Below are 12657 nucleotides of genomic sequence, written 5' to 3' on the forward strand. Positions count from 1 at the left end.
TGTAATCTAAATACAACATAGAGGCTACGGCATCTACACGCAGACCATCTAAACCAAATTGATGTAACCAATACATAGCATTTGAAATCAAAAAGCTTTTAACTTCAGGGCGGTCGTAGTTATAAATGTAGGTATTCCAATCAGGATGAAAACCTTGGCGCTTATCGGCATGTTCATATAAATGGGTGCCATCGAATCGATGTAAGCCATGCGGATCGCTAGGAAAATGCCCAGGCACCCAATCAAGTAAAATACCTAAATTAGCTTTGTGGCATTGCTCTACAAAGTATTTAAAGCTGTTGTAATCGCCAAAACGACTGGTAGGTGCAAATAAACCAACAGGCTGATACCCCCACGAACCATCAAACGGGTATTCACTTATTGGCATAAGTTGCAGGTGAGTAAAATTCATTTCAAGGGCGTAGCTAACCAGTTTGTCAGCAAGCTCTGTGTAACTTAAATAGCGGTTGTTTTCAGCGCGTTGCCATGAGCCTAAATGCACTTCATAAATACTAATTGGCGCATCAATATGATTACGCTTTTGTCTGTTTTGAAGTGCCTGCTCGCCAAGCTTTATAGGTTCTGGTTTATACTGCAGTACACTTGCAGTACCCGGTGCTTGTTGCATTTTAAATGCATAGGGGTCAGCTTTTTCGAGTACTTCTCCACTTTGGGCGGTAATTGCAAATTTGTAGCACATGTCGGCTTTAAGGCCTGGTACGAATAGCTCCCATACACCACTTGCAGGATGAAAACGCATAAAGTGGCGATTAGCTTGCCAAAAATTAAACTCACCAATAATAGAGACACTTGCAGCATTAGGCGCCCATACACAAAAGCGCACACCCTCTACATTTTGTTGAGTACTAAAATGTGCACCAAAATGAGAGTACGCATGTTCAAGGCTGCCTTCGTTAAATAAATACATTGCCTCTGCGTCAAGTGTGCTTTCAAAGCTGTATTCATCATAAAAGGTAGTGCTGCTATTTGTGTACTGAGCAATGCATTCATATGGCGCAGTGGGCAGCGCATCAACTTTGACTATAAATAAGTCACTTTGTTGGTAGCGCTGCGCCTTAATACTTTTATTGTTTAATGTAACACTCACACTTATTGCACAAGGTAAGTAAAAACGAATTTCAACCTCAGCATCCGTTTTATGTGCCCCTAAAAAGCTAAATGGGTCTTTAAATCGTCCTGTATTTAATGCATGCACCTGTGCATCGTAACTATTTTCATTAGTTGTACTGCTCATTTAACCTTTCCTTATTGAATCGATAGCAGCTAAAAGTGAGGCATTTTTGGTAAAAATTTCTTCACTGGTATGCGTTAATACACGTCGCCAATTAGGATATTCTTTGTCTGTCCCGGGGATATTAACCGGATACTTCTGCTCATCTAAATCATCTATTTGTATTGCAAATAAACGCGATTGAGAACCCGCCAAACATAATGCTAGTGCGTTATATACTTCGACTGAATTACTATGTAATAGAAGCTCGGTTGTATTGGTATGGCGATTAATAAATCGTAGTATCCTATGTTGCTCTTCTATTCGTTGTTGCTTTAATTGCTCGTATTCATTGCAAGTAATAAGCTTGTATTGTTGCTTAATATTTAAATCAGCATGCTGCCACCAACCTGTAAAAGGCGGTACGTCATGATTGGCTATCATTAACAAACACTGTGTTGCTAGCTCATCAGTCGATAAAAACTCACCACTGTGTTGTTTTTCAAAATAAAATAAGCTGTTAGAAAAAATACCGCTAGATGCCAAAGCCTGCCTTACCTCTGGCGGCACAACGCCTAAATCTTCTCCAATAACAATACTCTGATTAATATGTGATTCAATTTTTAAAATGGCGAGTAAGTGCTCAAACGGGTAGTAAACATAACAGCCATCTTGTTCACTATTGCTTTCAAAGCACCACCATAGGCGCCTAATAGCCATTACGTGGTCAATTCTAAGTCCACCTACATTTTGCATGTTTGCCCGAATGAGCGAGCGATAGAATTGGTAGTGATTATTACTAAGGCTTTGGGGATTGAGGGCTGGGAGGCCCCAATTTTGACCTGCTTCAGCCCATGGATCGGGTGGAGCGCCTACACTTGCACCTTGGCTAAACAGCGATTGCTGGTTTTTAAATTCAGCCCCATCGCCAGCACAACCAACAGCTAAGTCGTTTATTAAGCCAATAGCCATGCCTCTCTCTGCGCAACTTTTTTGACACAGTGCAAGTTGCATATGCGCTTGCCATTGCAGGTAATAAGCAAATGTTAGGTTATCTGATTCGAGGGTATTTAACGTAGTAGAGTGAGCATTACAAAAATCAGTAAACGCTTGGCGACGCTCATCACTTGCCGTTAATTCAAACTGATTATAAAGCGCTTCAAATAACGTATACTTTATACGGCTTACATTTTCATAATCTATAAACTGATCATTACTTTTAATAAGTGCAGCGACATCATCTTGCTGCATAATGGCGTCAAGGTTTTCGTTATTTATTGCGTCTTCGCTTAGTACGATAGAAATATAAAGAGGATTTAATAAAGCGCGACTATTAGGGCTATAAGGACTGGCTCGCTCTGGCATATCAGCAAATAACAAATGCAGTGGATTAAGTAATATATAATCCATGTTTTGGGAGCTGCATAGTTTTGTAAGCGCTAATAAATCGTCAAAGTCGCCAATACCAAAATTCGCTCTATTTTTTAATGTGTAAAGCTGAATAGATAATCCAGTGCGCTTTGTGTCTCCCACTTGATAGACTTGCTCAGGCACGCACCAAATTTGTGTAATAGCGTGTTGCTCACCTACCTGAACATTAGCGTCATGATAGCCAATTGGCATATTACCAATGGGTAGTGCCAGCTCAATATAGCGAACGCCATGCAAGTAATATTCACCAGTGACAGCCAAGTTATAAAGGTTATCAAATGCTAAATGCATTCCAAGTGAAGGGACATCGATATTAGCGGCTAAATATTGCTGACGTTCATCTATACGAAGCTTTAACAAACATGTACTTTGCTCAACTAAACTCACACTAGGTACTAAAGCAAGCCAAAGCGATGCATCTAAATCATAAGTTAGTTGAGCTATTCCTGCTTCATTATTTGTATCAACACCACAACATTGCAAAGCACGTTTACGCGTTTCTTCGCTAAAAAATACCTGTTCACCTGTATACTTAGTGAATTCAAAGCCAATACCATGCAGGTAAAACAACTGCGAAAGAGCATCCATTGAATCGCCTTAATTAGTGCGTTGAGTATTTACTATGCTGTTTTCTGTGCCAAATGTATTGCCGATATAACCGTCAGCTTGATGGTCGTTATCCCAAATGTCTCCATTAATCAGATAACGAAAGTGAAATTGTTGATCGATAGGTAAGCGTTGCTTAAATTTAAACACACCTTGTTTTTTATAAAGCTTCATTGGCACTGGTTTCCAATCATTAAATTCACCTAATAAGCAAACTTCTTCTGCCTCTGGATGAGAAAATTCAAAAGTAACTTCAGCTTCATCTTTTGTTTTAAAAAAACGTTTATTCAACATAGCAGGCTCCAACTAAACCAAAAAGGGTACTTAATCTTTGCCACAGGCCATACAACTAAACAAAAAGGCGATGTGGTAACCATCTAAAAATCATTAAACGTGTTATTAGTTAAACAAAACTTTATTTACGCTTTATTACAGTGCAAATAATATTTCAATTACACCAAAAAGGTGCATTAACCTTATATACAATACGCTTTAAATGATACTTAACATACAGAGCAATATTCAAACCAACAAACTATTAAAAACCTCATTAGTTCAATATATAAATATTTATAGCTGCAAATATCCGAAGAAAATTTAAAATCCTAAATTACTTTTTTTATATTACTTCATCATGGATAATACACATCATTCTAATACTCTGAAATATCATTAATTTCATGTTGAAAAAAACCATTTTAATAACTACCACCATCATTTTTTTAGTTGTAGCTGCATTTATTGGTACCTCAATTTATACCCTATACAGTAAAAAAGAAATTTCAGTTGACCCTAAATTAAAAGAAATATCAGGAATAGAATTTGATAAACAGCAACGTTTATGGGCTATTAACGACGGAGGCAATGAACCAAAGCTATACAGACTCAATAAAGACGGTTCTATTGCTAAAGAAATTTTAGTTGAAAACGCTAAAAACATTGATTGGGAAGACATGACCCAAAACAAATTTGGGCACTTCTTTTTAGGCGATTTTGGTAACAACAAAAACGATCGTAGATGGCTCACTATTTATAAAATAGAAAACCCGATAGATATAAAAACAGATACGACTCAAGCAGAAATAATTAAGTTTACCTACCCCGAAATGGATGGCAGTCCTATAAAGCCCAATAACCGTAATTTTGATTTAGAGGCATTTGTAGCTCTAGGACGTCACTTATATTTATTTACTAAAAACCGCACAGAGCCATTTGATGGTATTACTAAGGTTTATAAAGTGGGCGATCATGCTGCTAATTTTAAAGCCGAGTTAATAGATTCATTTAAAACATGTACCACTTTAGAAAAGCTATGCTGGATAACATCGGCTGCTTTAAGCCCTGATCGTAAAAAGCTGATATTACTTGATTCAACCAGTATTTGGTTATTCGAAAATTTTGAGGGTGATAAGTTTTTTTCTGGCGATGTATCAAAAATTGACTTAGGAATAGTAACTCAAAAAGAAGCTGTCACTTTTTTTGATGACAATACTATTGTATTTACAGATGAAGAGTTTAAAGGTATTGGCGGTAATGCTTATTTTATAAAGCTTGATGAAGCCAAAAAAGAAATTATAAGAAAAAAGCCGACCTCAGAAAAAATACATCCATAATATAATGTTAGCTAAGCAAAAGTTCCAAAGCTTAGCTAACTTATGTAAAAGGTATCGAGTTAGTTACTCTTTTCGTTTGACGAATGGAGTGCTATTTCTACATCAACACCTAAAATCAACACTCCAATATGACTATTATTATCATCTAAAACAGGAAAACTTAGCTGTACTTGAAAATGATGTGTTGATGCATCATATGTAACGCTATCAAAGTTATAGTCCTTTGACTGTTTAAATATTTTAGTAAACTTATTCTCATCTCCTTGCCAGTAATCACTGGTTAACTTACTTATTGCTATATTTTTTCCTTGGCCATCAGTCAATATAAGCTCAGTAACAACACCTTTAAACTGCGATTGCCATTTTTTAAATACCTTAGATAACGGTAAATCAAGCATAGTTAACCCATCAGCATGCCCAACGTGTTTACTTTCTTTTATCCATAACTGGTCTCGTTTCATAATTTCAGGCTCACTCAAAGGAGACTCATTACTTATTTGAACTTCTTCGACTAAACTAGGTAAGTTTAATAAGGTTTTAGCGCTACTGTAGAGCCTATCAAGTATTTGCGTTTCTTCACTTTTTGATAGTGAAAATGGAGCTTGCGCACAAGTATTTATATTTTCATCGAACTGCTGCATAAATTCAGGAAGGCGTTTGATAAGTGAATGCGAAGCAAATAATCCCAAAGGTACATATCTAAAAAATTCTTTTTGGTACTCGTCTTTATTGATCCCTAGCTTAGAGGCTGCTAATTCAAAATCGTCTAAATCAAGTAGGATTCTATCAATCCGTTTATGGTGCATTACATTTACTATTTCTTCTAATGAATTTACTTCTACCTCAGCAATAATATTCTGAGTTTTAAACCAATTTGCTTGATAACTTCCTCTTACTGCACCATAACGCATTTTATTTTTTGGTTTATTAATGCTCTCTGGGTGAGTGAACCAGTACCAGCTTTCTAAAAAAATGGGGGATGATATACGTCCATAAGCTTTCATTTCAGGCATTAAATGGGTTGTGAAATATCCATCTAAGCGCTCTAACTTTACTTCTCGACGTGCACGTAACCATGGCAAGGTTTGTAGCTGAAAAGGCGCTCCCATTTCAAATAAAATACACTCGACTTGGTTGACTGCATTATTAGGAGCTGTGGTGGGTAAGTTTGTCCCAAACTGGAGAGGCCCAGTCAAACCTAACAAAAGAGTGAAAAGATATGCGGGCATAATCCATTGCTAAATAATGTACAAATTAAAACAAGTATAGTCATGCATATAAAAAAGTATTAATTTTCTTTACAAAATTTTGTACCTTATCAATAGCTTCAATATTTAAATCTATGATTTATTGCTATTAACTTATAAAAAGCACGCTTAAATATTTAAATTAATGCATTTATATCTAGGGTCTGTTTATCTTTGTGGATAAAAATTTGTTCAAACTAGGTGCTATTTAATTGCGGCGCAAGATTTATAACCTAGTGTGCTCGATAACTGCTCCTGCGTTATTCTAATTGCTTACATCCATGTAAGAATAAATAAAAACCGAGCAAAGCTTCCGCGCCCTGCTCACTCCCCTACCCTGCATCTATGTAGGCAACCAAGAGAAAATAGCGCCTAGGAAGAATCTTTTGGGGGCTGTTAATTTAACCTTGAAGGTTCAACAGACCCTAGCCTTTTTATTATTGACCTAAAGTATACCGAGTGTTCACTTAACGACTAAAAACAAAGGAACTACCCAACCCTAGCGCTTAAATTTAGTTTCTAAAATTACAGAAGATGTTGTTCGCTCCACCCCATCAAGATTTCCTATATCGTCCAACAAATGACTAAGCTGTTCTAAATTTTGAGCTTGGACCACTGCAATTAAATCAAACTCACCACTTATGGCATAGAGCTGTGAAATAGCATCAATTTGCTTAAGCTCAATGTTTGTTTTAGTTGTTAATTTTTGTCTTACTTTTATAGACACATGAGCTGATACCATTTTACTAAGGTAGTCGTCACCGTAATCAACGCTATAGCCTTTAATCACACCGGTTTCTTCTAATTTGAGCATTCGGCTTTGTACTGTTGAACGAGATAAGTCAAGCATTCGTGCAAGATCAGAAATACTCGCTCTTGCGTTTGTTTTTAGTACAGAAAGTAGTTTCTCGTCTTGTGGAGTTATCATAATGGTTATTTTTTTCGTTATTTTGACTTTTATTTTAATCATTTTTCACAAAATAGCACTGCAATTTTAACAGCTAACCTTCGATAATGACCTCTACAAGAAATAATAACGTGTTTGCTGAAGAATAAAGGCTATATTCTTCTTTGAGTTAGCAACTAATCTTTTATCTAAGCCCATTAAATTTAGGTGTAAAAATGCAAGTAACAAGAGACTTATTTAACGACATAATGGTACCAAACTATAATCCATCAGCAATCATTCCAGTTCGTGGTGAAGGTTCACGCGTTTGGGATCAAAATAACAATGAGTTCATTGATTTTGCCGGTGGTATTGCCGTTAACTGTTTGGGTCACTGTCATCCTGCATTAGTTAAAGCATTAAAAGAGCAAGGCGAAAAAATTTGGCATTTATCAAATGTTATGACCAATGAGCCAGCACTTCGTTTAGCTCAAAAAATGGTTGAAGCAACATTTGCTGATAAAGTTTACTTTGCAAACTCAGGTGCAGAAGCAAACGAAGCAGCCCTCAAGCTAGCGCGTCGTTATGCATTGGACGTATATGGCGCTGAAAAAACGCAAATTATTGCATTTAATAAAGGTTTCCATGGTCGCACATTCTTTACAGTAACTGTGGGCGGGCAAGCGGCTTATTCAGATGGCTTTGGTCCAAAACCTGCTGACATAGTACATTGTGATTTTAACGATATAGCGGCATTTGAAGCGCTGATCAGCGATAAAACATGTGCTGTTATGATGGAACCATTACAAGGTGAAGGCGGTATTATTTCACCAACAGATGAATTTGCTAAAAAAGTACGCGAACTTTGTACTAAACATAACGCGTTACTTATTTTTGATGAAGTACAAACGGGTGTTGGTCGCACAGGCGATTTATACGCCTATGAAGGTTTAGGGGTTGTTCCTGACATTTTAACAACGGCAAAAGCATTGGGTGGTGGTTTTCCTATTGGCGCTATGATCACTCGTACACCTATTGCTGAGCATTTAAAAATTGGTACTCACGGTTCTACTTATGGCGGAAACGCACTTGCTTGTGCTGTGGCCGAAGCGGCATTTGATACAGTAAATACACCAGACGTACTAAACGGTGTTAAAGAGCGCGAGCAATTATTCCGTGACGGATTAAACGCAATTAACGAAAAATATAACGTATTTAGCGAAGTACGTGGTAAAGGCTTATTAATTGGCGCAGTACTAAATGACAAATTTGAAGGCCGCGCACGCGACTTTTTAATAGCCAGTGCTAATAATGGTTTGATGAATCTTGTAGCGGGTATGAATGTAATTCGTTTTACACCGTCTTTAATTATTCCGTTTGAAGATATTAAAGAAGGCTTAGCGCGCTTTGAAAAAGCCGTTAGCGACGTAGTAAACGGTTAATATAGTTTAAATTAGCACGCCTAATGGCGTGCTATTGGAGCAAGCAATAAATGCAAGTATTACGTCCTATTACTGCCAATGATTTTGACGCGCTTAAACAAATAGCGATTGAATCCGGTCATGGGTTTACCTCTTTACCTGTGGACGATACACAGCTTAAAGAAAAAATTGAACGTGCTGAAAAAAGCTTTGCCAAAAACATTAACCAGCCACTTGATGAAAGCTATTTATTTGTTTTAGAAGACAGTGAAACAGGTGACGTTATTGGCACAACCGCTATAGAAGCCGCGGTAGGTTTATCGGTGCCTTTATATCATTATCATTTGGGTAAAACAGTACACCACTCGCCTACTTTAAATGTATATAACACCGTTGATATTTTAAGCATGTGTAACGACTACACTGGTTGCTCAGAAATATGTACATTATTTTTGCGCGAAAATAGCCGTAAAGGCCTAACGGGTCGATTTTTATCTCGTTCACGCTTTTTGTTTATGGCTCAGCACAGCGAGCGTTTTGCCGATACTGTAATCGCAGAAATGCGCGGTGTTAGCGACGAAGACGGTCATTCTCCTTTTTGGCAATGGCTACAAGAGCACTTTTTTAGTATCGAATTTCCACAAGCGGATCACTTAGTTGGCTTAGGCGATAAGGTGTTTATTAGCGAGTTAATGCCTAAGTACCCTATTTATGTGAACTTGCTTAGTAAAAAAGCCCAAGCAGTGATTGGGCATGTGCATGAAAAAACAAAACCTGCGCTAAAACTATTAGAAAAGGAAGGTTTTGAGCACAGAGGCTACGTTGACTTATTTGATGCAGGCCCAACAGTTGAAGCAAAGCTTGGTAATATTCGCAGCATTCGCGACTCTCAAGTTTGCCCTGTTACGATTGGCGAGCTTGATCACATATCACAAAATAGCTCTGATACGCTGGCCGTATGTAATCAAGGCGTAAGTGGCTTTAGAGCGACATTTACCAAAGACGCACACTACAATCATGCAAAACATACCCTCGTCATTAGCCAAGATGTGGCTAAGGCACTTAATTTAAGCCAAGGAGATGCAGCGCGATTTTTCCGCCTGTAAATAATTTATGAATACACACCTAATTAATAATCAGTGGCATGTGGGACTTGGTCCAGCATTTGAGTCAATCAATCCAAGTAATGGCGATGTGGTATGGCAAGGTAATGGCGCAAACACTGATCAAGTAAATTCAGCTATAAAAGCAGCTAGAGCCGCGCAATTACAATGGGCAGACAAACCACTTAAAGAGCGTATCGCGATTTTAGAAAACTTCGCAGCACAATTAAAAGAACACAGCGAAGAATTTGCTACTATTATTGCACGCGAAACGGGTAAGCCATTATGGGAAACCCGCACCGAAGTGGGCGCAATGACAGGTAAAGTAGCTATATCTGTAAAAGCGTACCATGAGCGTACAGGTACAACCGAAAACCCAATGCCCGGTGCTAAAGCGTTTATTAGACACAAACCGCATGGCGTTGTGGCTATTTTTGGCCCATATAACTTTCCGGGGCATTTACCAAACGGGCATATTGTTCCTGCAATTTTAGCCGGTAATACTGTTGTATTTAAGCCATCAGAATTGACTCCACACGTTGCAGAATTTACCCTCTCACTTTGGTTAAAAGCAGGTTTGCCAGCGGGTGTTATTAACCTTGTGCAAGGTGAAATTGAAACTGGTAAAGCGCTTGCTTCTCATAAAGATATAGATGGCTTGTTTTTTACCGGTAGCTCAAACACAGGCCACTTATTACATAAACAGTTTGCAGGACACCCTGGCAAAATTTTAGCGCTTGAAATGGGCGGCAATAATCCTCTTATTGTAAAAGATGTGAGCGATATAAGCGCCGCTGTACACGATATTATTCAATCAGGCTTTATTACCTCAGGTCAACGTTGTACGTGTGCACGTCGCTTATTTATTGGAAAATCAGCCAACGGCGATGCTATTTTAGAAAAGCTAATAAGCGCAACTAAAAACATAGTTGTAGACGACAGCTTTGCTACAGAGCAGCCTTTTATGGGTGCAATGATAAGCGAAAAAGCAGCACTGGGTATGGTTGCCGCGCAAAGTGAATTAGTCTCAAAAGGTGCACAAATCCTTGTTGAACTTAAGCAATTAAAACCAGGCACAGGTTTTGTAAGCCCGGGCATTATTGATGTAACAAACATTACCGACATGCCAGATGAAGAGCATTTTGGACCGCTAATTAAAGTGTATCGTTATACCGACTTTGACAGCGCAATTATTGAAGCCAACAACACAAGCTTTGGTTTATCTGCAGGTTTACTTAGCGACAGTGAAGATGACTACACTCACTTTTTAAAGCGCATTCGTGCCGGTATTGTTAACTGGAACCGCCCCATTACAGGTGCCTCTAGTGCAGCTCCATTTGGCGGTATTGGCGCCAGTGGTAATCACAGAGCAAGTGCATACTATGCCGCCGATTATTGCGCATACCCTGTCGCATCTGTGGAGTCAGACAAAGTGAGCTTACCGCAAACCCTAGCGCCGGGCTTAGTAATTGAATAAGCAATAAAACCAAATTTTAGATTTAAGGACTTAACATGCATACTGATGTAAACACATTATTTGAGAACCTTTGGGAAAACTATTTAAACGTAACTCCATCGGCAGATAAAATTCATGACCTTTTAGGGTCAACGCAAAAAGATGACATCATTAACGATCATATTGCGCTGCGTACATTTAATATAGAAAAAGTGGGTCTTGAAAAGCTCGCCGCTCACTTTTTAGCAATTGGTTACAAAGAATGTGGTGAGTACCACTTTGAAGCTAAAAAACTTTACGCAAAACACTATGAGCATAGCGATCCTAATCAGCCAAAAGTATTTATCTCTGAACTATTAGTAGAAAAATGCTCGCCAGAGTTACAAGCCATCGTGACAGATATGGTAAGTCAAATTGACGAAAGTGCAGTTACAGCAGACAACTTTTTATATTCAGGCACGCATTGGCAAGTAAGCACCGATACTTACAAACAACTGCTAGCTGAAAGCGAATATGCAGCGTGGATGTCGGCGTGGGGTTACCGTACCAATCACTTTACCGTAAATATTAATACGCTTGCTAAGTTTGATAACATTCATGATGTTAACCAAGCCCTAAAAGACGCGGGCTTTTCGCTTAACACGTCAGGCGGCGAGGTTAAAGGCTCACCAGAGGTGTTACTAGAGCAATCGTCAACACTTGCTGATGAATACTCAGTTACCTTTAGTGACGGTGATATGAGCATTCCTAGCTGCTTTTATGAGTTTGCTATTCGTTACCCTAAAGCAGACGGCGAGCTTTATACTGGTTTTGTTGCAGCCTCAGCTGACAAAATATTTGAAAGCACGAACGCTCGATAGCAAAACCTAAAGTACCTTATTTTAAAAAGCCCGTTATGGGCTTTTTTTATGTCGATGTGTCGATAAGTTATATTGATTAATTATAAAAATAGCGGTTTATAATCGTTTTCTAACTTTTCAAACGACAAGTCGCCAATAAAACGACCGAAGCTCAACCAAGTTGCCAAACCGCGTAAATCTTTAAAGTGTGGTGGTACAAATTGTGGACTCTCTATTACACCTAAATCATGAAGCTGCGATATTAATCTAAAATCATCTATCGATATTTTACCTACCAGTAATAAAGGAAGTCTATCTATTCGACCAAGCTGTATTGCAACGCGTATTAAGTTATAAACCAGTACAAAGCCTTTAATGTAAGCAATATCTTTTGTAAAAGGCAAACCTGTTGGCGTACTGCCTCTAAATACACGCTGCGCTAATGTGTAACTGTCGTCTTTTGATAAACCTTGCGCTACGTAATCACGGTAAATGTCTACAAACTCAGCGCCATCTATTACCTTTGTAACGGCTTGAATACGGTTAACTAATTTAGATAAACGCCTTGGGGTTGATTTTAATGTAATAATTTCGGTAAGGACCGCTAAGCCTTCTTGGGTAATAGTAGAGCTTGGCGTACCTTTACTCAAACACGTTAAATAAGGCTGAGCTAAACCATTTTGAGTGGTACCGACGTGTATCCACCCTTCGTGAACTTCTAAGATATCAAGTTCACGCTGCGAAAACTTAACATCTTGATTAAGCTTTATATTATTAGCACCTGCGGCTGCATCACTAACAATACCATCGCTAAGCATCACCTC

Annotated in this window: 10 protein-coding genes and 1 pseudogene; 5 read left to right on the forward strand and 6 right to left on the reverse strand. The window is 38.3% G+C overall.

All coding sequences use genetic code 11. The features are described from left to right. The 3 genes and pseudogenes from L652_RS0104195 to L652_RS0104205 all read right to left on the reverse strand — a co-directional run. A pseudogene (locus L652_RS0104195) lies at nt 1-1255 on the reverse strand (1,4-alpha-glucan branching enzyme); the annotation flags it as partial. Further along, the gene (malQ, locus tag L652_RS0104200; protein WP_024595449.1) at nt 1256-3250 is read right to left on the reverse strand and encodes a 4-alpha-glucanotransferase; all 1995 of its coding nucleotides are present in this window, start codon (nt 3248-3250) and stop codon (nt 1256-1258) included. A gap of 9 nt (nt 3251-3259) precedes the next feature. Next, nucleotides 3260-3562, reverse strand: coding sequence for an isoamylase early set domain-containing protein (locus L652_RS0104205; RefSeq protein ID WP_024595450.1), 303 nt, complete (start codon nt 3560-3562; stop codon nt 3260-3262). A 386-nt stretch (nt 3563-3948) separates the two neighbouring features. Here L652_RS0104205 and L652_RS0104210 point away from each other — a divergent pair, with 386 nt between their 5' ends. Continuing rightward, the gene (locus L652_RS0104210) at nt 3949-4881 is read left to right on the forward strand and encodes a hypothetical protein (protein WP_024595451.1); all 933 of its coding nucleotides are present in this window, start codon (nt 3949-3951) and stop codon (nt 4879-4881) included. A 59-nt stretch (nt 4882-4940) separates the two neighbouring features. Here the strand turns inward: L652_RS0104210 and L652_RS0104215 are convergent, their stop codons facing one another. Continuing rightward, nucleotides 4941-6110 carry a cache domain-containing protein gene (locus tag L652_RS0104215; RefSeq protein ID WP_024595452.1) on the reverse strand — a complete coding sequence of 390 codons (1170 nt, stop codon included), beginning with the start codon at nt 6108-6110 and terminating at the stop codon, nt 4941-4943. Nucleotides 6111-6627: 517 nt separating this feature from the next. Then, a complete protein-coding gene (locus L652_RS0104220; protein WP_002958609.1) occupies nt 6628-7056 on the reverse strand; it encodes an Lrp/AsnC family transcriptional regulator in 429 nt (142 codons plus the stop codon). Between the two features lie 194 nt (nt 7057-7250). Here L652_RS0104220 and L652_RS0104225 point away from each other — a divergent pair, with 194 nt between their 5' ends. From L652_RS0104225 to L652_RS0104240, 4 genes are read left to right on the forward strand one after another with little or no spacing between them, the layout of a single operon-like run. After that, on the forward strand, nt 7251-8456 hold the full coding sequence (locus L652_RS0104225) for an aspartate aminotransferase family protein (RefSeq protein ID WP_024595453.1): 1206 nt from the start codon (nt 7251-7253) through the stop codon (nt 8454-8456). A 50-nt stretch (nt 8457-8506) separates the two neighbouring features. Then, complete coding sequence (gene astA, locus L652_RS0104230) at nt 8507-9541, forward strand: arginine N-succinyltransferase (RefSeq protein ID WP_024595454.1); 1035 nt, start codon at nt 8507-8509, stop codon at nt 9539-9541. A gap of 7 nt (nt 9542-9548) precedes the next feature. After that, on the forward strand, nt 9549-11015 hold the full coding sequence (astD, locus tag L652_RS0104235; RefSeq protein ID WP_024595455.1) for a succinylglutamate-semialdehyde dehydrogenase: 1467 nt from the start codon (nt 9549-9551) through the stop codon (nt 11013-11015). A 35-nt stretch (nt 11016-11050) separates the two neighbouring features. Continuing rightward, nucleotides 11051-11854: a DUF1338 domain-containing protein gene (locus L652_RS0104240; protein ID WP_024595456.1), complete on the forward strand. Its 804-nt coding sequence runs from the start codon at nt 11051-11053 to the stop codon at nt 11852-11854. Between the two features lie 80 nt (nt 11855-11934). On the opposite strand, the gene L652_RS0104245 is transcribed toward L652_RS0104240, so the two are convergent. Further along, on the reverse strand, nt 11935-12657 hold a 723-nt coding region (locus L652_RS0104245), incomplete at its 5' end, for a flavohemoglobin expression-modulating QEGLA motif protein (RefSeq protein WP_024603319.1).

It is taken from the genome of Pseudoalteromonas sp. TB25 (assembly GCF_000497995.1).
GTDB lineage: Bacteria > Pseudomonadota > Gammaproteobacteria > Enterobacterales > Alteromonadaceae > Pseudoalteromonas > Pseudoalteromonas distincta.

Coding starts and splice junctions, on each gene's coding strand:
- malQ (WP_024595449.1), bottom strand. CDS start 3,250: ATGGATGCTCTTTCGCAGTTGTTTTACCTGCATGGTATTGGCTTTGAA.
- L652_RS0104205 (WP_024595450.1), bottom strand. CDS start 3,562: ATGTTGAATAAACGTTTTTTTAAAACAAAAGATGAAGCTGAAGTTACT.
- L652_RS0104210 (WP_024595451.1), top strand. CDS start 3,949: ATGTTGAAAAAAACCATTTTAATAACTACCACCATCATTTTTTTAGTT.
- L652_RS0104215 (WP_024595452.1), bottom strand. CDS start 6,110: ATGCCCGCATATCTTTTCACTCTTTTGTTAGGTTTGACTGGGCCTCTC.
- L652_RS0104220 (WP_002958609.1), bottom strand. CDS start 7,056: ATGATAACTCCACAAGACGAGAAACTACTTTCTGTACTAAAAACAAAC.
- L652_RS0104225 (WP_024595453.1), top strand. CDS start 7,251: ATGCAAGTAACAAGAGACTTATTTAACGACATAATGGTACCAAACTAT.
- astA (WP_024595454.1), top strand. CDS start 8,507: ATGCAAGTATTACGTCCTATTACTGCCAATGATTTTGACGCGCTTAAA.
- astD (WP_024595455.1), top strand. CDS start 9,549: ATGAATACACACCTAATTAATAATCAGTGGCATGTGGGACTTGGTCCA.
- L652_RS0104240 (WP_024595456.1), top strand. CDS start 11,051: ATGCATACTGATGTAAACACATTATTTGAGAACCTTTGGGAAAACTAT.